This window comes from Eubacterium ramulus, assembly GCF_045002895.1.
Classification (GTDB): domain Bacteria; phylum Bacillota; class Clostridia; order Lachnospirales; family Lachnospiraceae; genus Eubacterium_I; species Eubacterium_I ramulus.
Window position 1 is genome coordinate 209,927 of the sequence record NZ_CP173382.1, and the last position, 22,574, is coordinate 232,500.

Here is a 22,574-nt window from a genome sequence, read left to right on the forward strand (position 1 = left end):
TGTTTGGGGGCACAAAAGAACAGTTTTTCGTGCCCCCATTTTATGCTGATACAGAAGAGTTGAATGAAGGAGGACAAGGATAAGTATGATTACGTTAAAAGATGTAAGTAAGTCATATACAGAAGGCGCACCGGCACTGTCTGATATTAATATTCAGATAGATGAAGGCGAGTTTGTATTTGTAGTGGGAGACAGTGGTTCCGGCAAATCTACGCTGATTAAACTGCTGCTTAAGGAGTTGGAGCCGACTTCAGGGACCATTGTGATCAATGACAAGATCCTGTCACAGATCCCGCGTCGTCAGATTCCACGGTTCCGAAGGAATGTGGGCTGTGTGTTCCAGGATTTCCGTCTGTTAAAGGATCGAAATGTCTATGAAAACGTAGCATTTGCACAGCGTGTTATCTCAGCACCGAACCGTGCCATTAAGGAAAAAGTGCCAAAAATATTATCTTTGGTAGGGCTTGCGGCAAAATATAAATCAAAACCGAATCAGTTATCCGGTGGAGAGCAGCAGCGTGTGGCTATTGCCAGAGCATTGATCAATGAACCGAAGATCCTGCTGGCAGATGAGCCTACCGGTAACCTGGATTCGAACAATGCGTGGGAGATCATGAAGCTCCTGGATGAGATTAACAAACGAGGCACGACAGTGCTTGTGGTAAGTCATAACATGGAAATTGTAGAGGCAATGAAAAAACGTGTCATTACCTTGCAGCAGGGTCATGTAGTAAGTGACGTAAAGATGGGCGGTGATGAAGATGAAAATTAGTACATTTGGATATACCATCAAACAGGGTATCAAGAATATCTGGACAAATAAGATGTTTTCCATTGCTTCCATTGCAACCATGGCAGCATGTATCTTTATGTTTGGTATGTTTTATGCCATTGTGGCGAACTTTCAGCATGTTGTAAAAGACGTGGAATCCAGTGTGGCGATCACAGTATTTTTCGATGAGGGAACGACACAGGATGAGATTGATGAGATCGGCCAGAAAATCGCAATGAGACCGGAAGTATCCAGTTTTAATTTCGTGTCTGCGGATGAGGCATGGGCGGAATATAAGCTTGAGTATTTTGATGGAGATGAAGCGGCAGCAGCAAGCTTCGGATCTGACAACCCTCTGTCTGACAAAGCAAACTATGAGATTTACATGGAAGATATTTCCCAGCAGAGCAGTCTGGTATCTTACCTGGAAGGCCAGGATCATATCAGCAAAGTAAGACAGTCTGAGATGGTGGCAAATACGCTGACCGATTTTAATCGTCTGGTAAGTATCGTATCGGCTGTTATTATTGTAATCCTGATCTGTGTGGCAGTATTCCTGATCAGCAACACCGTTCGTACCGGTATTGCAGTCCGCAGGGAAGAAATCGGCATTATGAAGATGATCGGAGCGACAGATTTCTTCGTGCGTGCACCATTCATTGTGGAAGGTATTCTGATCGGACTGATCGGAGCGGTCATTCCATTGTGCATTCTGTATGCTATGTATGGAAAAATTATTACTTATGTGGCAAGCCGTTTTGGTTTCCTGAATAATCTGCTGACGTTCCTTCCGGTGCAGACGGTATTCGAGATTCTGGTTCCGGTAGGTCTGATTCTCGGTGTTGGTATTGGATATATCGGAAGTAAAGCAACGGTTCACAAACATATTAATGTATAAGAGGTCAGACTTCAGAAAAATACAATGCTGTTTTCAAGTAGAATAGTGGATAGATGATAGCGTTGTGATGTTTCAGGCAGAATGGCAGACGGCAGAAGAACATAGAATATAGGAGATTGATTTGATGGTAAAAAGAAACATCAGACAAATCATAGGAGTTGTTATGGCGGCGGTATTTCTTGCAACGATAGCAGGAAGTGCCGGCGCTTCTGCTGCTTCTGGGAGTATTTCTGAGGCGCAGAAGCGGAAGACACAATTGGAAAACGACCTGAATGATGCCCAGGCATTGATTGAACAGTTACAGGATCAGGAGGGAGATATTCAGGAGGCAGTCAGGGAACTGGATGACAGACTGAACGTGATTTCCGGAAATATCGATACTCTTAAAGCACAGACGAGACAAAAAAATAAAGAATTGCTGGATACACAAAATCAGCTGGAGGCAGCCAGAACAGATGAATCCGAGCAGTATGAAAGCATGAAAGTCCGCATACGATATATGTATCAGAACTCCGGTATCGGTTATCTGGAAGCTTTGCTGGAATCCGGAAGTTTTGCGAAAATGCTCAAGCAGGTGGATTATATGTCCACCATGATGCAGTATGACCGGGCAAAACTGGAAGAATATCAGCAGACCCAGGTATTGATCCAGAATGCGGAAGAGACGATCCGGAAAGATAAGGCGGATCTGGAAGCCTTGCAGGCACAGTTGGAAGAGGAGCAGCAGGCAGTTAATCTTCTGATGCAGGAAAAAGAGACTCAGCTGTCTGGTGTGCGTCAGGGAATCTCTGAGGCGGAACAGAATGCTCAGCAGTATCAGCAGGAGATTGAGGCAGAAAATCAGCTGATCCAGGAGATGCTGGCGGCAGAAGCAGCAGCGAAAAAAGCGGCAGAAGAGCAACAGAAACAGCAGGAAGTTCAGAAAAACAATGCTTCCGCTGATTCAAATGTGAATACGAATGACGTTTATGAAGGTGGTGTGTTTACCTGGCCGTGTCCCTCCAGCCATAAAATTACCAGTGGATTCGGATATCGTGATAAACCGACAGCCGGAGCGACAAGTTATCATCAGGGATATGATATCGGAGCGTCTGCGGGAGCGGCTATTGTGGCAGCTGCAGATGGTGTGGTGACATCTACCGGATACAGCAGTGTACTTGGGAATTATGTGATCTTAAGTCATGGTGGTGGTCTGTTTACAATTTATGAGCACTGCTCGGCAGTCCTTGTATCCCGGGGACAGAGTGTGAGTCGTGGTTCGACGATTGCAAAAGTAGGAAGTACCGGTGTTTCTACCGGACCGCATCTGCATTTTGGCGTTCAATTAAATGGAAAGTATGTGGATCCGGGTAATTATCTCAAAGGGTAAAAAGGAGTTAGAAGATCAGAATGAATCAGGATGAACAGGAAATACAGGTAAGTACAGCGGAGCAGAGTTCCGAATATGAAGCTGTACCGACGGGACAGGATGGAAAAAGGAAAAAGCAAAAAAAGAAAAAAAGTGGATTTGGAAAAGGATTTGCCGTAGGTGCAGTGACTATGGCAGTGGTGTGCGGTGTCATGTTCTGGGCAACAAGCGGGCTGGGACTTTTGTCTGCCGGAAGCTCCGGTGATTTGCTCAACCGTGATACGGAGCAGAAGATTGAGTCGCTGGCTTCTTATATTCAGTCCAATTATTATGAGGATGTGGATACGGAGACATTGGAGGAAGGACTTTATGCCGGTCTGTTTGATAATCTGGATGTATATTCCCAGTATTATACAGCAGAGGAGGCGAAGGAACTTTTTGATACCAGTGTGTCGGGTACTTACTGTGGCATCGGTGCCAGCCTGCAGCAGGACGATGACAGCAAAGCAGTGACAATCCTTCATGTATACGATGGATCACCGGCGCAGGAGAGTGGACTGCAGGAAGGCGATGTGATCATTTCAGCAGATTCCTATGAGGCAGCATCCATGGATCTGACAGAATTTGTGAATCATATCCGCGGCGAGGAAGGTTCCCAGGTACATCTCGTAATTGCCCGGAGCGGGGAAGCTGAAAATCTGGAATTTGATATTACGAGAAAAAATCTTGTATTACCGACAGTTTCTTCACAGATGCTGGAGAATCATACCGGTTACATACAGGTGACAGAATTTACCGAGCACACGGCAGAGCAGTTTGAGGAAGCACTGGACAGTCTGCAGGGAGACGGAATGACTGCGTTGATTGTGGATCTGCGTTCTAATCCGGGTGGTATGCTGACATCTGTCTGCGATATGCTGGATGATATTTTGCCGAAAGGGTTGTTGGTTTATACCGAAGACAGAAGTGGAAAACGAGTAGACTATACTTCTACGGATGAGAAAACACTGGATCTGCCGCTGGCGGTTCTGGTAAACGGTTACAGTGCCAGTGCTTCTGAGATTTTTGCAGGTGCGATTCAGGATCGAAAAGCAGGAACCATCATTGGAACTACCACATATGGAAAAGGTGTGGTTCAGTCCATTCTGACTCTGAAGGATGGAAGTGCTTTCAAAATCACAACAAACCGCTACTTTACACCGAGCGGAACTTGTATTCAGGGAATCGGAATCACCCCGGACGAAGAACTGGAGTATGAATTTACCGGTCCGGAAGGTGCCGGATACAGCGTAGAATATGATAATCAGATCCAGAAAGCGTTGGAAGTATTGCAACAGTAAAAATAGTATGTTATTATGCAAGTTGTAGTTTTCTTTTTGAAAGAAAAATATAACTGTTGAAACAAAAGAAAAAAGGGAAATATACAGATGCAGCGTTCGACTTGAAGATGAGTGAAACGCAAAGCATGAAGTGGAAAGGTGAAAGGAGAAATTATCATGTGTGGAATTGTAGGATATATTGGTGATCAGCAGGCTGCTCCAATATTGCTTGCCGGTCTGGCAAAACTGGAATATCGAGGATATGATTCAGCCGGAATTTCAGTCCGTAATGAAACTAATGGTGAGATTGAAGTTGTAAAAGCAAAAGGACGTCTGAAAACTCTGATTGAAAAGACTGATGAAGGTCATTCGGTATATGGCAGCTGTGGTATCGGTCATACCCGCTGGGCAACACACGGTGAGCCATCTGAGACAAATGCGCATCCGCATTGTTCCGAAGGGAAAAATGTCGTGCTGGTACACAATGGAATTATTGAGAATTTCCAGGAATTAAAAGAAAAATTAGTAAAACGTGGTTATACATTTTATTCCGAAACGGATACAGAAGTTGCCGTAAAACTGATTGATTACTATTATAAGAAAACAGCATCACCGGTGTCTGCCATTGCCACAGCAATGCTGCACATCAGAGGTTCTTACGCTTTTGGCGTGCTGTTCAAAGACTATCCGGACAAATTATTTGCGGCAAGAAAAGACAGTCCGCTGATCATTGGAAAAACAGCAGGTGCATCTCTGATCGCATCTGATGTTCCTGCAATTCTGGATCAGACACGTAACGTATATTACATTGATAATCTGGAGATTGCAGAGCTGACCAGAGATGAAATCCATTTTTTCAATACAGATGAAGAAGAAATCGAAAAAGAGATGGTAGAGATCAAATGGGATGCTGAGGCAGCAGAAAAAGGCGGTTATGAGCATTTTATGTTAAAAGAGATCCATGAACAGCCAAAAGCCGTTCAGGATACCATTGGTGCTTATTTGAAAGGAAATCAGATAGATTTTTCAGAGATTGGTCTGGAGGATGAAGAACTGGCTTCTATCGAGCGTTTTTACATCATAGGCTGCGGATCGGCATATCATGTTGCGATGGCAGCAAAATATGTGTTGGAAGATATGACTCAGATTCCGGTAGAAATCGATATCGCGTCTGAGTTCCGGTATCGTAATCCAATCCTAGTGAAAAATTCACTGGTAGTGATCATTTCTCAGTCCGGAGAGACAGCAGACAGTCTGGCAGCCCTGCGTCTGGCAAAGGAAAAAGGAGCAGCAGTTCTGGGCATTGTCAATGTCGTTGGTTCAAGCATTGCCCGTGAGAGCGATTATACACTGTATACATATGCTGGTCCGGAGATTTCCGTTGCCACTACAAAAGCATACAGTACACAGCTGGTGGCTATGTATCTGGTAGCAATGCGTACTGCACAGATCAGAGGGCTGCTCAGTGATGAAGACTGTGAAAAAATGATCGCAGAACTGCAGACACTTCCGAAAAAAATCCAGAAAATCCTGGATGACAAAGAGCGGATTCAGTGGTTTGCAAGTAAATATGCAAATGCAAAAGACATGTTCTTCCTTGGACGTGGACTGGATTACGCCATCAGTCTGGAAGGCAGTCTGAAAATGAAAGAAATCAGTTACATTCATTCCGAGGCTTATGCAGCCGGAGAGTTAAAACACGGAACCATCAGCCTGATAGAGGATAATACACTGGTAGTTGGTATCCTGACCCAGAGCAATTTGTATGAAAAGACGGTCAGCAATATGGTAGAAGTGAAGAGCCGTGGTGCATATCTGATGGGACTGACCACATACGGAAATTACAGTATTGAGGATACCGCAGACTTTTCCGTCTATGTACCGAAGACAAATCCGCATTTTGCCACCAGTCTGGCGATTATTCCGCTGCAGCTGTTGGGATATTATGTCAGTGTTGCAAAAGGCCTTGATGTGGATAAGCCGAGAAACCTTGCAAAATCTGTAACGGTAGAATAAAAACATATTTCTTTTGTCGGAGATGCAAAAAAGATAATAAAAGAAGTTTTATAGTGATAGAGAATTGCCCCGGATCCAGATGTTTAAAGCGGAAGGTTCCGGGGCGGTTTGTTCGAGCGTATACTTTGAGTGGATAATTGAATGAATTTTCTGAAAATACAGTATAATTTCGAACTTTATTTTTTGCGTAAAAATGATTGACAGAAAGAGGGTTATCCTGTATATTATGTCTTGTGTTCAGCAAGAGCACAAAACAATAAGAAATGCGCGAGTGGCTCAGTTGGTGGAGCGCGACCTTGCCAAGGTCGAGGCCGCGGGTTCGAGTCCCGTCTCGCGCTCTTTTCATGCAAAGGGATATCCGATAGGATATCCCTTTTTGCATGAAATGAGCCCTGACGGGCTCAGAACAGGATTCACAGAATCCTGTTCGAGGTCTCGGAGGACATAAAGTCCTCCTCGGTCGGCGCTAACCATTGGTCTCCCAGACCAATAGCGCCGTCTCGCGCTCCTGCCCAACGGAATGTAGTGCAAAATGTAATAGATCAAAGTTTCGGAGAAATGTAAATAGAGAAAAAGGGAACTCTTTCCTTGGCAAGCGATTGTCGCTGCAGAGGTAAGAATTCCCTTTTTTATTTAATATTTAAGTCGAACGCACGTGAGACTTGGTGCATGATTCTGGTCAGCGAAAGCTGACATATTCTTCTCAGAATCACTGCACATCTACGCAAGCCACAAAACTTACAGGCTTCTCCATGCAGTCTCAAGTGCAATCTCGATCATTTCGTCAAAGGATTCCTGACGCTCAAGAGCAGTCAGTTCTTCATGACGGAACATGTGATCAGAGATGGACAGGATACTTAATGCTTTTTTATGAGAAGCAACTGCTTCCCAGTAGATACCTGCTGTTTCCATCTCTACACAGAGCATTCCGAGATCACGGCACAGGGACGGGATATTGGAGTCTGCGTTGTAGAATACATCGGTTGTGAATACGTTTCCGACTTTGACACTTGCTTCTCTCTCTTTGCAGACAGATACTGCATCATTCAGCAGATCAAAATCAGCAGTCGGCGCGAGTGTTCCCGGGAAACCATACTGTACATCAAATTTTGAATTTGTGGAAGCACTCATGGCGATTACGACATCGCGTACTTTCATGTCATCGCGAAGTGCTCCGGCAGAACCTACACGGATAATGGAATCTACATCAAAGAAATTGTAGAGTTCATGAGCATATAATGTCATAGATGGGATTCCCATGCCGCTGCCCATTACGGAGATGCGTTTTCCTTTGTAAGTACCTGTGTAACCGTACATATTACGAACGGTGTTAAATAATTCCGGATTTTCCAGATATTTTTCTGCAATATATTTTGCACGCAGAGGATCGCCCGGCATCAGAACCACTTTTGCCACCTTTTCTTTTTCTGCGACAATACATGCGGAAGGTGTTGAAATCATATTGAATTCCTCCTGTTGTTATTTAATGTACGCACAGAATCATGCCCAAAACGACGTGTTTTGAAAGATTCCGGGAGTACATATCATGTCTTTCTATTACCTATCACACTATACGTGATGAAAAATGAAATGTCAACAAAGTTTCCTGTTACAATTGCCCGTAAGAAAATTTTAGCTGTTGTATTATGCGGTATTATGGCATTATCACTGGGAGCTTGCGGAAGCAAAGACAATGGTGGAAGTGCAAAAACAGATGATGGTTCTGCAAAGAAGGAAGCATCCGGCGGGGAGACTTACAATTGGCAGATTGGTAACGTTTTATCAGCTGATCAGCCGTGGGATCTCGGACTGAATAAATTTGCAGAATTACTGTCAGAGTATTCTGATGGCAGAATTACAGCTACTGTACAGAGTGGTGGTACATTAGGATCTGAGATTGAGATGCTTGAGGCTGTTCAGATGGGAACACTTGATATGTCTATCGCATCTACCCCTTCTTTATCTGGATTTACCGATTGCATGAACTACTTTGATTTACCGTACTTATTCAAAGCTACGGATTCTGCATGGTCCGTTATGGATGAATGGCTGGGACAGGATCGTTGTGAGGCACTGGAAGGTTCCGGATTCAAAGGACTTGGATTCTATGATAATGGTGAGTATATGATCGGTTCCAATAAGAAGCTTGTTCATCCGGAAGACGCAAAGGGGCTGCGTATCCGTGCACATTCTTCACAGTTACAGTGTGACTCACTTTCTTCCATTGGCGCAAATCCGTTAAGCGTTGCATGGGGCGACATTTATACTTCCTTACAGCAGGGAACCATTGATGGTGTATCAGGAACAACCCTTACAAATATGTATGGCGGTAAATTCTATGAGCAGTGTGATTACATCACAATGACAAAACATCATTTTATTCCGGCACCGGTTGTTATGAACGAGGATTTATGGAACTCTTTATCTTCTGAAGATCAGGAAATTGTTCAGAAAGCATTTAATGACTCTATTTCTTATCAGCGTGAGCAGGCAGCTTCCTATGTAGAGAAAGCAGTTGCAGAAATTGAAGACAGTGGTACAGAGATTGTTGAGATCGATGCAGACGAGTGGGCAGATGCGATGCATTCTACATATGATAAATGGGTAGGTACCAAGGGTATCGAGCAGGATATGATTGATAAGATTCAGGAATCTGAAAAGCAGTATCTGAAATAAGATCAGAACGCCTCTGGCATTCTTGATGGTATACATGTGAGAGGTATTTGGATAACTTTGTATATCAGTAATTAAAGGAGTTTATATGTCGAAAGGATTAAAAAAAGCAGGAAAGATAATCGGTGGGATTGAAGATTGGATGGTAATTGTACTGTTTACAGCAATGGTAGTAGTTACAATGGCAATCGTATTATGCCGTTATGTATTCAAAGTTCAGTTCGTGCCGGGCGAAGAAATTGCCCGTTATCTGATGATCTGGTGTGGTTATGCAGGAGCGGCCATGGGATTCCGCACACATGCTCATGTAGGTGTAGTTGTGTTTGCTGAAAAATTTCCAAAATCCTGGCAGCCGGTTATTATCAAAATCAGACACATAATCAGTACCGCAATTGTAGCAATCCTGTTTCTTGTAAGTTGCAATTGCCTGATGCAGTATATGGATAGTGGTAAGCTGACAACAGCTACTCACATTCCGACGGCAGTTGTATATTCAATTATTCCGATTTCTATGGCACTGGCAATCGTACATACGATCGTTGATATCAAGGAAGATTTAGCTCCGGCAAAAACGGAAACAGCAGAAAGTGAGGGCGCGGAATTATGATAGGAACAATTTTATTCGTTACATTTTTAGTTTTACTTGTAATCGGTGCTCCTATCGCATTGTGTCTTGGTGCAGCAGCATTACTGGTTGTTTTTACAACCGGAGATGTGAGTCCGATCGTACTTGGACAGCGAATGTTCGGCTCACTGGACAGTTTCACCATTATGGCCATTCCATTATTTATGCTGGCAGGCAATCTGATGTCTTCCGGAGGTATCTCCAAAAGACTGACAGATTTCTGTGATGCTATTCTTGGATGGATGCCGGGTGGATTAGGTGTTGTATCGATTCTGTCCTGTATGATTTTTGGAGCATTATCAGGTTCTCCGACAGCAACCTGTGCTGCAATCGGAAGTATTATGGTGCCGGCGATGATTGAAGCCGGATATGACAAACGGTTTGCACTGGCATCCGTAGCAGTCCCAGGTGTATTGGGCTGTATTATTCCTCCATCAACCGTTATGATTTCCTACTCATCTGTTACAGACGCATCCGTAGGAAGCATGTTCATGGGCGGTATCTTGCCAGGTATCCTGATGGGAGTTGCCATGATGATCGTTGCAGTAAAATATGGTATTTCACATAAAGATGTAAAACGTACTCCGTTTTCACTGAAAAATTTACTGCAGAAATTTGTAAAAGCAATTGGTGCGTTATTAGTTCCGGTTATTATCCTCGGCGGTATTTACGGAGGAATTTTTACTCCGACTGAGGCAGCAGGTGTTGCCTGTGCATATGGACTGATTGTTGGTATTTTTATATATCGTGAGTTAAATCCGAAGGAACTGAAGAAAGCGTTTGTTGGCTCCGGATCTACAACAGGTATGGTATTATTTATCATGGCTGCAGCAGCAATGTTCGGATACATTATGACACGTTACCAGTTGACCAATTCCATTGCAAACTTCATTATTGCCGTTTGCGGAAATAAATATTTATTCTTATTACTTGTTAATATATTACTGCTTGTGGTAGGATGTTTTATGGAGACAACAGCAGCGATTCTTATCCTGGCGCCAATCCTGGCTCCGGTACTTGGTACGTTTGGTATCAACCCGGTACACTTTGGTGTTATTATGTGTATCAACCTGGCAATCGGATGTGCAACACCGCCATTAGGACTGAATCTGTATGTAGCAGCCGGACTTACAAAAGACCGTGTGGAAGTTGTTGTAAATAAACATACCGTGGCATACATTCTGGTAAGTATTGCAATGTTGTTCCTGATTACATATATTCCGGATATTGTTATGGTAATTCCGAACAGTATGATGTAATTGAAACGACCTGAGATAAGGTAAAATTATTTGGCAGATTACGATCATGAGTGATCGTACTCATGATTGTAAGGAAGAGAAAGATATTGAAAGGAGAAAAAATGTACGAATTAACAGGAAAAGTAGCAATCGTAACAGGTGCGGCAGCCGGACTAGGACAGGCTATAGCAGCTACATTCGCAAAACAGGGAGCAAAAGTAGTTCCAACTGACCGTCCGGGAGTTTCTATGGATGAGACCATTGAGATGTGCAAGAAAGCAGGCGTAGAGGAAGTATATACACATGATCTGGATGTTACAGACCAGGATTCCATCGCAAAAGCAATCGCAGATGTAAAGGAAAAATACGGAAGTATTGATATTCTGGCAAGCAACGCAGGATTAAACCGTCCGATGCCGTTAGATCAGGTTACACCGGAAGTGTGGGATTCAGTTATGAATGTAAACTTACGTGGTGCATTCTTCATGGCTCAGGCAGTGGCTCCGGTTATGAAAGCGCAGGGAAAAGGACGTATCATTTTCACAAGTAGCCAGGCAGGATTAGTTGCACGTGAAAATCAGCAGCCATATTGTGCAAGCAAAGGTGGTATCAATGCGATGACCCGTGCACTTGCTTATGATCTCGCTCCATTTGGTATTACTGTAAATGCAGTGGCACCGTGTTTTGCTATGACAGCTTTGACAAAAGCAAGACTGGAAGATCCGGAATATCGTGATATGGTGCTTGGTATGATTCCGGTAGGCCGTGTGGTAGAACCGTCTGAAGTAGGGGCTGCATTCAACTATCTGGCATCTGATGAAGCTGCTATGATTACAGGACAGACACTGGTGATCGATGGCGGATGGACCATGTGGTAAAATCATATATTATTTTTTGACATAATTGGTATACCATGAGTATATAACAAGTATGTGCTATGTATATAACAAGTATGTGACGACCCAGAGGAGGCAGACATGGCTAAATATAAAATTACAAAAACAGATGAATATTATACATATGAACTTCCGGCACATAATGAGTGTAAACTGACGAGATTGCATGATCCGGCAGATGTAGAAGGTGGTAAATTGATCTTATCCCGCTCACATTTCCTGCCGGCTGGCGGCGGCACTGATTTCAGTACCAATGCAGCAGAGTCTATTTATTATGTGGCAAAAGGAAAACTGCTCTTCAAAGGCGAGGATGGTCAGGAAACCTTGCTTGAGGAAGGTGACAGTGTTCATATTGCAGCAAATTCTCCGAAATGCGTGACAAACGTTGGGGTAGAGACTGCCATTATGCTTGTGATTCTTCTTCCGGCTCAGTAAAGCGATTATTTACTTTCTTTGGATAATAATTTTCTCGAAAAGAACCTTCGGCTTCCCATTCCGCCGGAGGTTCTTTTTTACCTAAACTCTGTCATATGTTTACGGTACCAGATTGGCAGATGAGTACGTTGGCAGTTTGGGTTGTGGCGTTGTGTAATCTCAATCTGATGGAAAAAAGACTTCCACAGATCTGTAAATGGATCCACCTGATTTTCAACAAGGCTGAGCCGGTGAAATTCTTCCTTGGACAATGTGGTCAGATAAGTCGGCGCATCTGCCGGATGGATGGCAGCGGTTCTCCGGGTGGCATCGATGATCATCCAGTTTTCTGATGGCATACGGTCATCGAAGGCTGGATAGAGTAGTGTCAGAATATCGGATTTTGGTTTTATATGAGCCAGCAGTACACCGCCCGGAAGTGCCTGAAAGCGCACACATTCCCGGAAGAGATGAGCTTCATTCATAACTTTGCGGTTCAGTTCAAAGACCGCATTGACGTAAGGATGCTGCAGCATATCGGTAAGTTGTGCCGGATAGGCGAATCCAAGTAGCAGAAACCGGTAGATACGGTCCAGCTTATCCGGATGGTCCGACAAGGCGCAGCGATAAACCATAAGGTAGGCAGTGGAAGAAATTTTCTGCTGGATGGAACGGACGACTTTCCGGGCTTTTACAGGATCAGAGGTGACGGTGCGGTACTCACAGAAGAGTTCCATGGTTCCTAGGGGCTCTGTCTTCAGTCGGATGTTCTGGTGTCCTTCTTTGGAAGCCCAGGCGTCATAGATACAGGTCATCATGGCTTCAAAGGTATCTTCACATGTATAGACAATCATAAGATCAGTTCTCCTTCTTGTTTCATTTTTTGTTATGTAAAGCAGACATAAGGCATCCCCCTATCCACTGCTTAGTACTCTGCACACTTGACGTGGGGGAATGCTTATTCTGCGTTCATAAAATCAAACAGAGATAACTGTTCATAGCGTGTATCCGGGTAGGCGATGACATACCCCGTGCGGGTATCCAGTCCGGTAAGCTGGCGGGTAATAAAGGATTCTTCCAGCCGGATCGGCACATGCATTTTGCCATTACAGGTAATAAAATATTGTGCCCGTTTTAAGACAACACCCATTTTCCGGATACTGTCAAAGGAGAGAGGAGCCATACGGCGGGCTTTCAGAATACGCAGGGCAGATTTACTGCCAATGCCCGGAACACGCATCAGGGTGGCATAGTCCGCAGTGGCAACTTCAATCGGAAACTGTTCCAGATGCCGCAGCACCCAGTCACATTTCGGATCCAGAGCGAGATTGAAATTTGGACGATCCGGAGTCAGCAGCTCAGAAGCATGGAATCCGTAATAGCGCAGCAACCAGTCTGCCTGGTAGAGCCGGTGTTCCCGCAACAGCGGTGGTGGTGTGCCGATGGCAGGAAGGGCGGAGTCGTCATTCAGCGGGATGTAGGCGGAATAGAATACACGTTTCAGATCAAAATTCTGATAGAGTGCCTGAGTAGTAGACAGAATCTCAAAATCCGTTTCACCAGTGGCACCGATGATCATCTGGGTACTTTGGCCGGCGGGGGCAAAGGGACGATCCGGGTGACCGGAAATAGCAGCTGACGGAACGGAGTCTTTGCACACAGAGTGAGGAGTATACTGTTGGGAAAGTTCCGGTGAGGCAGAGTGTAAGTGTCTGGGTTCAGTTGCTAAGGCAGATGGTGACAATGTATGAATTTTATGATCAGGTTTTTCGGATACATGCAGAATCTCCGGCGTCAGGGTATTCGGTGTAAAAATTCCGTCCGATAAACCATCCAATGGCTGTGTTTCTGAAAAAATGCTGTGTTCCAGGTATTGGTTGCCGGTACTGCGCTCCATAAAGGCACTTTTTCCAATGGCAAGGCGATATCCGCTGATCCGCTGCTGCATGCGGCGCATGGGAGTCAGAATGGATGCACGGGTTTTCTGTGGCGCAAGCGTGGCCAGTCCTTCCGCCGTGGGAAGTTCCAGATTGACACTCATGCGGTCAGCCAGATAGCCCACCTGTTCCAGCAGATCATCCGGAGCATAGGGGATGGCTTTGACATGGATGTAGCCGTTGAAATGGTAGCGGGTGCGCAGCAGAAACAGTGTCTGATACATCAGTTCCATTGTGTGTGTCGGATTCTTATACACACCGGAACTCAGAAACAGGCCTTCGATATAGTTGCGTCTGTAAAATTCGATTACCAGCTGACAGATCTCATCCGGGGTAAATGTGGCACGTCGGCAGTCGTTGTCGGCGCGGCTCTGGCAGTAGCGACAGTTATAGATACAGTCGTTACTCAGCAGGATCTTCAGCAGGGAGATACATCTGCCGTCCCCGGCAAAACTGTGGCAGATGCCGGCGGCACAGGAATTGCCAAGAGAGCCCTTTTTTCCGCGGCGGTCTACACCGCTGGAAGTACAGGATACATCGTATTTTGCCGCATCGGATAATATTTCCAGTTTTTCCTGTAAGGAAAGTGTTGTATGATAAAGTTCCATAAATGATACCTCTGTTGAAAAAAAGAACATGTGTTCGAGTGTGACAACAGATTATCACGGAGAACAGGAAAAATCAACAGGAAAAAAGATTCTTTTTCATAATTTTTATCGTTGCCTGCGCCTGAAAAGCCAGGTTATAATTCTGGGGGGGATTATTGCTTGCAATTATAAAATCTGTGTGTTATAATCCAAAAATGACTGTAAGTAGTAGAAGTATACCTTTTTCTAAGAAAATACAATGACTACATAGATATAAAGGAGGAAATTGTCAATGAGCGTACAGGTGGAAAAGTTAGAAAAAAATACAGTAAAGCTTACCATTGAAGTTCCGGCTGAAGAGCTGGAGAAAGCACTTCAGGAAGCATATAACAGACAGAAGAAAAATATCAGCATGCCGGGATTCCGTAAAGGAAAAGTTCCGAGAGCTATGGTTGAGAAAATGTACGGTGCAGGCGTATTCTACGAAGACGCAGCAAACGCACTGATCCCGCAGGCATATGCTGATGCAGCAAAAGAGTGTGGAGAGGATATCGTATCCAGACCGGTTGTTGATATCACTCAGATCGAGAAAGGCAAACCGTTCATCTTCACAGCAGAAGTTGCTACAAAACCGGAAGTAACACTTGGTAAATACATCGGTGTAACAGTTACAAAAGTAGACGGAACTGTAACAGATGAGGACGTAACAGCAGCAATCGACAAAGAGCGTGAGAAAAATGCAAGAACAATCAACGTTGAGGATCGTGCCATCGAGAACGGTGATACAGCAGTGATTGATTTTGAAGGATTCGTAGACGGTGTTGCATTTGATGGCGGCAAAGGTGAGAACCACTCTTTAGAAATTGGTTCCGGAAGCTTCATCCCGGGATTTGAAGATCAGCTGATCGGCAAAAACGCTGGTGATGACGTAGACGTAAACGTTACATTCCCGGATGAGTATCATGCAGAAGATCTCGCTGGAAAAGAAGCTACATTCAAAGTTAAAATTCATGAGATCAAAGCGAAAGAGATTCCGGAGCTGGATGATGAGTTTGTTCAGGATGTATCCGAATTCGATACCGTTGCTGAGTACAAAGACAGTGTAAAAGCAAAATTAGAAGAGCAGAAACAGAACGAGATTAAACGTGCATACCAGGATGAAGCAATCGATAAGATCGTTGATAAATCTACAATGGAACTCCCGGATGCAATGATCGATACACAGTGCGAGAATATGATCAACCAGTTCGCACAGCAGATGGCACAGCAGGGTCTGTCTATGGATCAGTACCTTCAGTTCTCCGGACTGACACTGGATCAGTTAAAAGAGCAGGTTCGCCCGGATGCAATCACACGTATCAAGAGCAGCCTTGTTCTTGAGCAGATTGCAAAAGAAGAGAACATTGAGATCACAGATGCAGATGTAGATGCTGAGATTGAGAAAATGGCAACCATGTACAACATGGAAGCTGACAAACTCAAAGAGTACATGGGCGAGGATGAGAAAGAGAACATGAAACAGGATCTGGCTGTACAGAAAGCAGTTGAACTGATCACTGAGTCTGTAAAACCTCGTGCAAAAGCAAAAACAAAAAAAGAGAAAGAAGCAGAAGCTGAGACAGAAGCAGCTGAATAATTCTCAAAGAGCAGCAGGAATCAGATATCCTGCATGACAAAGTAAAGATACGAAAGCAGATCGTGCCGGCGAGGCCGGTCTGCTTTTCATGTTTAGGAGGTAGCAATATGAGTTTAGTACCTTACGTTGTTGAACAGACAAGCAGAGGCGAGCGGAATTATGATATTTATTCCCGTCTGTTAAAAGACAGAATCATTTTCCTGGGAGAAGAGGTAAATGAGACCACAGCAAGTCTGATTGTGGCACAGTTACTGTTCCTGGAGTCTGAGGATCCGGGTAAAGATATCCAGTTGTATATCAATTCCCCGGGTGGAGTAGTTTCCTGCGGTCTGGCAATTTATGATACAATGCAGTATATTAAGTGTGATGTTTCTACCATTTGTATCGGTATGGCAGCAAGTATGGGCGCGTTTCTGCTTGCGGGTGGAACAAAAGGAAAACGTTATGCATTACCAAATGCAGAGATCATGATCCATCAGCCGTCCGGCGGAGCAAAAGGACAGGCTACAGATATTCAGATTGTAGCGGAGAATATATTGAAGACAAAAGAACGCTTGAATCGTATTTTATCTGAGAATACCGGTCAGCCTTATGAAGTTGTAGCTGCAGATACTGAGCGTGACAATTATATGACAGCTGAAGAAGCAAAAGCATACGGTCTTATTGATGCCGTAATTACAAACAGACAGTAAAGGTAGCGTGGGAGTAAGATTGAATGGCAGGAAGAATAAATCAGAGCGATAAAATCCGTTGCTCTTTTTGTAATAAAACCCAGGATCAGGTACACAAACTGATCGCTGGACCGGCAGGCATCTTTATCTGTGATGAGTGCATTGAGACCTGCAATGACATCCTTGAGGAAGAGATGCAGGATTACGAGGATAATGACAGCATGGATATCAACCTGTTGACACCGGAAGAAATCAAAGGATTTCTGGATGACTATGTTATTGGACAGGATGAGGCAAAGAAAGTATTATCCGTAGCAGTTTACAATCATTACAAACGTATTCTGGCTGAGCCGGATCTGGATGTGGAACTGCAGAAAAGTAATATTCTGATGCTGGGTCCAACCGGTTCCGGTAAGACTTTGTTAGCACAGACACTGGCAAAAATTCTGAACGTACCGTTTGCAATCGCAGATGCGACGACATTAACGGAAGCCGGATATGTTGGTGAAGATGTGGAAAATATTTTGCTGAAGATCATTCAGGCAGCAGACTATGATGTGTCCAAAGCAGAGTACGGCATTATTTATATTGATGAGATTGATAAAATCACCCGTAAGTCAGAGAATGCATCTATCACAAGAGATGTTTCCGGTGAGGGAGTACAGCAGGCCTTATTGAAAATTCTGGAAGGAACTGTTGCGTCTGTTCCGCCACAGGGTGGCAGAAAGCATCCGCAGCAGGAACTGATTCCGATTGATACCACAAATATTTTGTTTATCTGTGGTGGTGCTTTTGAAGGCATTGATCGAATCATTGAAAATCGTATGGATCGAGGTTCCATTGGCTTTAATGCGGAATTGGCAGGAACGAATGATAAAAATATCAGCGAATTGCTGAAAGATGCACTTCCGCAGGATTTTGTTAAATTTGGTATGATTCCGGAGTTCATGGGTCGTGTGCCAATTACAGTATCTCTGGAAGCTCTGGAGCGGGAAGATTTGATCCGCATCCTGAAAGAACCGAAAAATTCTCTGTTGAAGCAGTATCAGAAGCTGTTTTCACTGGATGAAGTGGAACTTGTTTTTGAAGATGATGCCCTGGAGGCAGTGGCAGATCTGACAATCAACAGAAAAACAGGGGCGCGTGGTTTGCGTGCCATCATGGAAAATGTCATGATGGATCTGATGTATCGGATTCCGTCTGACAAAAATATCAAAAAGTGCACGATTACAAAAGCAATGGTGGAAGGAACTGATGAAGCGGTTCTTGAGTACCGCAATGGTGCAATTGAAACTGAGAATTAAAAGAGAGGGAAATACGGCTAAAAAGTGTTTCCTGTTTTGCAGGGGCGGGGTCAGATATGACACCGCCCATTTGTTAAGAGAGAAAGGAACAATATGGGTGAAATTTTGAAAGAATTACCTGCGGTGATCCTGCGTGGGTCCGTACTGCTCCCGGGTGTGGTGTCGCATTTTGATATCAGCACTCAGCGATCCATTCATGCCGTGGAAGCGGCGATGAATGACGACAATCACATTTTTCTGGTGACACAGAAGGATATGCAGACCGAGCATGCCAAACAGGAAGATGTCTATGCTACCGGTGTGGTTGCGGAGATCAAGCAGATTGTGAAAATGCAGAATCATGTAGTCCGGGTAATTGTGGAATCGAAACAAAAGGCGGAACTGGCATATTTTATAGAGAAAGAAGAATTCCTAAAAGCACAGGTTGTGCTGGAAGAGGAAGAGAGCGTGCAGGAGCAGCTGCCACCGGAAGTGGAGGAAGCGATGCTGCGCAGTCTGCAGGAAAAACTGTTGTCTTACTGTACTTCTAATCCAAAAATCGGGAAAGAATTAAAGAAGCAGGCAGAGGGGCTCAACAAGCTGAAAAGTTTCATTCAGGTAGTGGGCGGTACACTGCCTCTTGGTTATGAAAAACGTCAGGAACTTCTGGAAGCAGATTCACTCACTGCACAGTATGAGATCCTGATGAAGATTCTGCTTTACGAAACAAATATCCAGCAGATTAAGAACGAACTGCAGGAAAAGGTAAAAGAGAGGATAGATCAGAATCAGAGAGAATATATTCTCCGGGAAGAGATGAAAGTCATCCGGGAGGAACTGGGAGAAGATAATACCACTTCTGATATCAGGCAATTTGAGGAATCACTGGAGAAACTGGAGGCTGATGACACAGTCAAAGAGCGGATCAAAAAAGAAATTGTCCGGTTTAAAAATGTGGCAAACAGCCCGTCGGAAGGCAGTGTAGTGCGCGGCTATATTGAGACATTACTGGATCTGCCATGGAATAAGAAATCTGTGGACAATACAGATCTGAAAAATGCAGAGCAGATTCTGAATGATGATCACTATGGCCTGGAAAAAGTAAAAGAACGTGTGCTGGAGTTTTTGGCTGTCCGCGGACTGACAAAAGGAGGCGAAAGCCCGATCATCTGTCTGGTGGGACCTCCCGGAACCGGTAAGACAAGTATTGCCCGTTCTGTTGCCAGGGCACTGGATAAAAAGTATGTCCGCATCTGCCTGGGAGGTGTGAAAGATGAGGCAGAGATTCGTGGTCATCGCCGGACTTATGTTGGGGCTATGCCGGGACGTCTGATCCAGGGCATCCGGCAGGCCGGAGTGAAGAATCCACTGATGCTGTTGGATGAAATTGATAAAATGAGCAGTGATTACAAGGGAGATCCATCTTCCGCTATGCTGGAAGTGTTGGATTCTGAACAGAATGCCAAGTTTATCGATCACTATGTAGATATGCCGGTGGATTTATCTGAGGTGCTGTTTATCGCAACGGCCAACGATGTACATACGATTCCACGTCCGTTATTGGATCGTATGGAACTGATCGAGGTATCCAGCTATACGGAAAACGAAAAGATGCATATCGCAAAGGAACATTTGCTGGGCAAGCAGGTTGGAAAAAATGGACTGAAGCCGGAACAGTTGACAATTACCGATGAGGCGATGCATCAGATCATCAGCGGATATACCAGAGAAGCAGGTGTGCGTAACCTGGAGCGTAAAATAGGCGAAATCTGCAGAAAAGCAGCTAGAGAGATTTACGAAGGAATCTGTGAATCCGTGTTTGTAGATGAAAAACAGCTGGAACAGTATCTCGGCAAAGAACGGTTTCATGTGGACCGGATCAATGAACAGGACGAGATCGGTATCGTGCGTGGCCTGGCATGGACCAGTGTGGGGGGTGATACGCTGCAGATCGAAGTTAATGTGATGCCGGGCAAAGGCGAATTTAAACTGACAGGTCAGCTGGGAGACGTGATGAAAGAGTCTGCACAGGCAGGCATCAGTTATATCCGTTCTATCGGTGCGTCTTATGATATTCCGGAAGACTTTTTTACAAAACACGATATCCATATCCATATTCCGGAGGGGGCTGTGCCGAAGGATGGTCCATCTGCCGGTATTACCATGGCGACGGCAATGCTGTCTGCTATTACAAAGAAACCGGTGCGTGCGGATGTGGCAATGACCGGTGAGATCACATTGCGTGGTCGCGTGCTGCCAATCGGCGGTTTGAAAGAAAAATTGCTGGCAGCAAAGACTGCAGGTATCCGTACCGTATGCGTTCCGGCCCAGAATGAAGCGGATATAGCAGAGATTTCTGAAGAAATCCGGGAAGGTCTTCAGATCTGTTACGTTAAAAAAATGGAAGAAGTGCTGAAAATCGCAATGAATGGAGGAACCAATGATCATTAAAAATGCTTCACTGGAAACGGTGTGTGGCTACACCAGTAAATTACCGAAAAATACAAAGCCGGAGATCGCATTTGCCGGAAAATCAAATGTGGGAAAATCATCTCTGATCAACGCCCTGATGAACCGCAAGGCACTTGCCCGCACTTCCGGTCAGCCGGGCAAGACACAGACCATCAATTTTTATAATATCAACGATGAACTGTACCTGACGGATCTTCCGGGGTATGGTTTTGCAAAAGTATCTCAGAAGGAAAAAGAAAAATGGGGAACTATGATCGAGAATTATCTGAATAGTTCCGAACAGCTGCGGGCAGTATTTCTGTTGGTGGATATCCGTCATGAGCCATCTGCGAACGACAAAATAATGTACGAGTGGATGGTATATCAGGGCTTTCATCCGATTATTATTGCTACAAAGGCAGATAAGGTCAAGCGCAGTCAGCTTCAGAAACAGTTAAAAGTGATTCGTCTGGGGTTGAATACGGAAAAAGGAGCCATTTTGATCCCGTTTTCCGCTGAAACAAAACAGGGAAGAGAAGAAATCTGGAATCTGGTGGATCAGATTTTAGCATCATCAGGAGAGACAGATGAAGAATAAATATGTATTTACCGCAGTGCTGCTGGCAGTAATCCTGTTTGTGGGAAACATGCTGACCATGGCATATGTCAGAACAGAGCAGAGCCGCGAACAGTTGAAAGAAGGCAATCTGCTGGTAGTGACATCTTTTTATCCGATGTATGTTGCTGCAGAAAATGTTATCGGTGATGTGGAAGGCGTGACACTGGAGAACTTAAGTGAGCCTCAGACCGGTTGTCTGCATGATTATCAGCTGACAGCGGCAGACATGAAACTGCTGTCCAAAGCAGATGTGTTTATCGTAAATGGCGGCGGTATTGAGTCCTTTTTGTCTGATGTGGCAGAATCTTATCCGAATCTGAAGATTATTCAGGCCTGCGATGGAATTGAGCTATTACAGGCGGCAGAAGGAACGGAAGATGTCGATTCGGATGAAGCGGAATCAGAAGAACACCTGCATGAGACGGAAACAGCAGATACGAAGGCGGAAAGTGATGTTCATGACGAAGAGGCCGATCATGCAGATCACGATCATTCTGAGCATTCACATGGGGATGAAAATGCTCATGCATGGATGAATCTGGCGGATTATCAGATTCAGGTCCAGAACATTTGTGAGGGGCTTTCCGAAGCTGACAGTGTCCATGCAGAGCAATATGCAAAACATGCACAGACCTATCAGGGGAAAGTGCGGGAATTACAGCAGGAGGCAGCAGAACTTTCGTCGCAGATTGCTGCACAGCCGGTGGTGGTTTTTCATGAAGCATATGAATATATCGTACAGGAATATGGACTGACACTGGCCGGTGAGATGAATCTGGACGAAGAACGCCAGGTTAGTGCCGGTGAAGTGGCAGATATTTTGCATGCAATAGAAGAGAACCATGTTTCTGTTGTGCTTGCAGAAAAACTGTATGGCACAGACATGGGAGAAATGGTAGCAAAACAAAGCGGCGTCAAAGTTATTTATCTGGATACACTGACCAGGGGAGATTATTCGGCAGACAGTTATCTGGAAGGCATGAAAAACAATATTGAACAGTTGAAAGAGGCATTCCAATGATGAAAAAAATTATGCAGCCCTGTGGTTTGCACTGTATCAAAATGCAGGATATCGGTGTGACCATTGGGGAACAAAACATCTTGCAGCATGTGAATCTGCATATCCACTGTGGCACCCTGGCGGCGGTGATCGGGAAAAACGGTGCAGGTAAATCCACGCTCATCCGGGCC

General features: G+C 44.6%; 20 protein-coding genes and 1 tRNA gene (1 of these 21 cut by a window edge). 18 read left to right on the top strand and 3 right to left on the bottom strand.

Translation table 11 applies throughout. The annotated features are described in order from the left end of the window. Window positions 1-85: 85 nt before the first annotated feature. From ftsE to ACIRUQ_RS01120, 6 genes are all read left to right on the top strand, one after another. Window positions 86-772 carry a cell division ATP-binding protein FtsE gene (gene ftsE, locus ACIRUQ_RS01095; RefSeq protein WP_022035773.1) on the top strand — a complete coding sequence of 229 codons (687 nt, stop codon included), beginning with the start codon at window positions 86-88 and terminating at the stop codon, window positions 770-772. Then, window positions 762-1,670, top strand: coding sequence for a permease-like cell division protein FtsX (gene ftsX, locus ACIRUQ_RS01100; protein ID WP_022035774.1), 909 nt, complete (start codon window positions 762-764; stop codon window positions 1,668-1,670). Before ftsE ends, ftsX begins: the two co-directional genes overlap by 11 nt. A gap of 124 nt (window positions 1,671-1,794) precedes the next feature. Beyond that, a complete protein-coding gene (locus tag ACIRUQ_RS01105; RefSeq protein WP_055290383.1) occupies window positions 1,795-3,039 on the top strand; it encodes a murein hydrolase activator EnvC in 1,245 nt (414 codons plus the stop codon). A 20-nt stretch (window positions 3,040-3,059) separates the two neighbouring features. After that, window positions 3,060-4,358 carry a S41 family peptidase gene (locus ACIRUQ_RS01110; protein ID WP_022035776.1) on the top strand — a complete coding sequence of 433 codons (1,299 nt, stop codon included), beginning with the start codon at window positions 3,060-3,062 and terminating at the stop codon, window positions 4,356-4,358. Between the two features lie 156 nt (window positions 4,359-4,514). Next, a complete protein-coding gene (glmS, locus tag ACIRUQ_RS01115; protein ID WP_022035777.1) occupies window positions 4,515-6,353 on the top strand; it encodes a glutamine--fructose-6-phosphate transaminase (isomerizing) in 1,839 nt (612 codons plus the stop codon). A 265-nt stretch (window positions 6,354-6,618) separates the two neighbouring features. Next, window positions 6,619-6,691, top strand: a tRNA-Gly gene (locus ACIRUQ_RS01120). A gap of 400 nt (window positions 6,692-7,091) precedes the next feature. Here the strand turns inward: ACIRUQ_RS01120 and deoD are convergent. Continuing rightward, window positions 7,092-7,814, bottom strand: a complete 723-nt coding sequence (gene deoD / locus ACIRUQ_RS01125; protein WP_021737477.1) for a purine-nucleoside phosphorylase — start codon at window positions 7,812-7,814, stop codon at window positions 7,092-7,094. 129 nt (window positions 7,815-7,943) lie between these two features. Between deoD and ACIRUQ_RS01130 the strand changes: the two genes are divergently transcribed. From ACIRUQ_RS01130 to ACIRUQ_RS01150, 5 genes are all read left to right on the top strand, one after another. Next, window positions 7,944-9,029, top strand: coding sequence for a TRAP transporter substrate-binding protein (locus ACIRUQ_RS01130; protein ID WP_055290382.1), 1,086 nt, complete (start codon window positions 7,944-7,946; stop codon window positions 9,027-9,029). Between the two features lie 85 nt (window positions 9,030-9,114). After that, the gene (locus ACIRUQ_RS01135) at window positions 9,115-9,633 is read left to right on the top strand and encodes a TRAP transporter small permease (protein WP_022035779.1); all 519 of its coding nucleotides are present in this window, start codon (window positions 9,115-9,117) and stop codon (window positions 9,631-9,633) included. Beyond that, on the top strand, window positions 9,630-10,910 hold the full coding sequence (locus ACIRUQ_RS01140) for a TRAP transporter large permease (RefSeq protein ID WP_022035780.1): 1,281 nt from the start codon (window positions 9,630-9,632) through the stop codon (window positions 10,908-10,910). Before ACIRUQ_RS01135 ends, ACIRUQ_RS01140 begins: the two co-directional genes overlap by 4 nt. Before the next feature lie 101 nt (window positions 10,911-11,011). Next, a complete protein-coding gene (locus ACIRUQ_RS01145) occupies window positions 11,012-11,767 on the top strand; it encodes an SDR family NAD(P)-dependent oxidoreductase (RefSeq protein ID WP_022035781.1) in 756 nt (251 codons plus the stop codon). Between the two features lie 99 nt (window positions 11,768-11,866). Continuing rightward, complete coding sequence (locus tag ACIRUQ_RS01150; protein WP_021737471.1) at window positions 11,867-12,220, top strand: cupin domain-containing protein; 354 nt, start codon at window positions 11,867-11,869, stop codon at window positions 12,218-12,220. A 77-nt stretch (window positions 12,221-12,297) separates the two neighbouring features. Here the strand turns inward: ACIRUQ_RS01150 and ACIRUQ_RS01155 are convergent, their stop codons facing one another. Together ACIRUQ_RS01155 and ACIRUQ_RS01160 are read right to left on the bottom strand one after the other, a co-directional pair. Next, complete coding sequence (locus ACIRUQ_RS01155) at window positions 12,298-13,053, bottom strand: TIGR03915 family putative DNA repair protein (RefSeq protein ID WP_022035782.1); 756 nt, start codon at window positions 13,051-13,053, stop codon at window positions 12,298-12,300. Window positions 13,054-13,157: 104 nt separating this feature from the next. Further along, the gene (locus ACIRUQ_RS01160; RefSeq protein WP_055290381.1) at window positions 13,158-14,744 is read right to left on the bottom strand and encodes a putative DNA modification/repair radical SAM protein; all 1,587 of its coding nucleotides are present in this window, start codon (window positions 14,742-14,744) and stop codon (window positions 13,158-13,160) included. A gap of 271 nt (window positions 14,745-15,015) precedes the next feature. Between ACIRUQ_RS01160 and tig the strand changes: the two genes are divergently transcribed. The 7 genes from tig to ACIRUQ_RS01195 all read left to right on the top strand — a co-directional run. After that, complete coding sequence (tig, locus tag ACIRUQ_RS01165; protein ID WP_022035784.1) at window positions 15,016-16,359, top strand: trigger factor; 1,344 nt, start codon at window positions 15,016-15,018, stop codon at window positions 16,357-16,359. Window positions 16,360-16,466: 107 nt separating this feature from the next. Next, window positions 16,467-17,051, top strand: coding sequence for an ATP-dependent Clp endopeptidase proteolytic subunit ClpP (clpP, locus tag ACIRUQ_RS01170; protein WP_021737465.1), 585 nt, complete (start codon window positions 16,467-16,469; stop codon window positions 17,049-17,051). Between the two features lie 23 nt (window positions 17,052-17,074). Beyond that, window positions 17,075-18,334, top strand: a complete 1,260-nt coding sequence (gene clpX / locus ACIRUQ_RS01175) for an ATP-dependent Clp protease ATP-binding subunit ClpX (protein WP_021737464.1) — start codon at window positions 17,075-17,077, stop codon at window positions 18,332-18,334. Window positions 18,335-18,439: 105 nt separating this feature from the next. Next, window positions 18,440-20,764 (top strand): endopeptidase La, encoded by a 2,325-nt coding sequence (lon, locus tag ACIRUQ_RS01180; protein ID WP_404856518.1) that lies wholly within the window; start codon window positions 18,440-18,442, stop codon window positions 20,762-20,764. Continuing rightward, a complete protein-coding gene (gene yihA, locus ACIRUQ_RS01185) occupies window positions 20,754-21,362 on the top strand; it encodes a ribosome biogenesis GTP-binding protein YihA/YsxC (protein ID WP_022035786.1) in 609 nt (202 codons plus the stop codon). Before lon ends, yihA begins: the two co-directional genes overlap by 11 nt. Further along, window positions 21,352-22,404: a metal ABC transporter substrate-binding protein gene (locus ACIRUQ_RS01190; protein ID WP_022035787.1), complete on the top strand. Its 1,053-nt coding sequence runs from the start codon at window positions 21,352-21,354 to the stop codon at window positions 22,402-22,404. The genes yihA and ACIRUQ_RS01190 overlap by 11 nt, the downstream gene beginning before the upstream one ends. Beyond that, window positions 22,401-22,574, top strand: partial view of a metal ABC transporter ATP-binding protein gene (locus ACIRUQ_RS01195; RefSeq protein ID WP_021737459.1) — the start only. 663 nt of this gene lie beyond the right edge of the window; 174 of the gene's 837 nt are visible here — the first part of the coding sequence; the start codon lies at window positions 22,401-22,403; its stop codon lies off the right edge, out of view. The genes ACIRUQ_RS01190 and ACIRUQ_RS01195 overlap by 4 nt, the downstream gene beginning before the upstream one ends.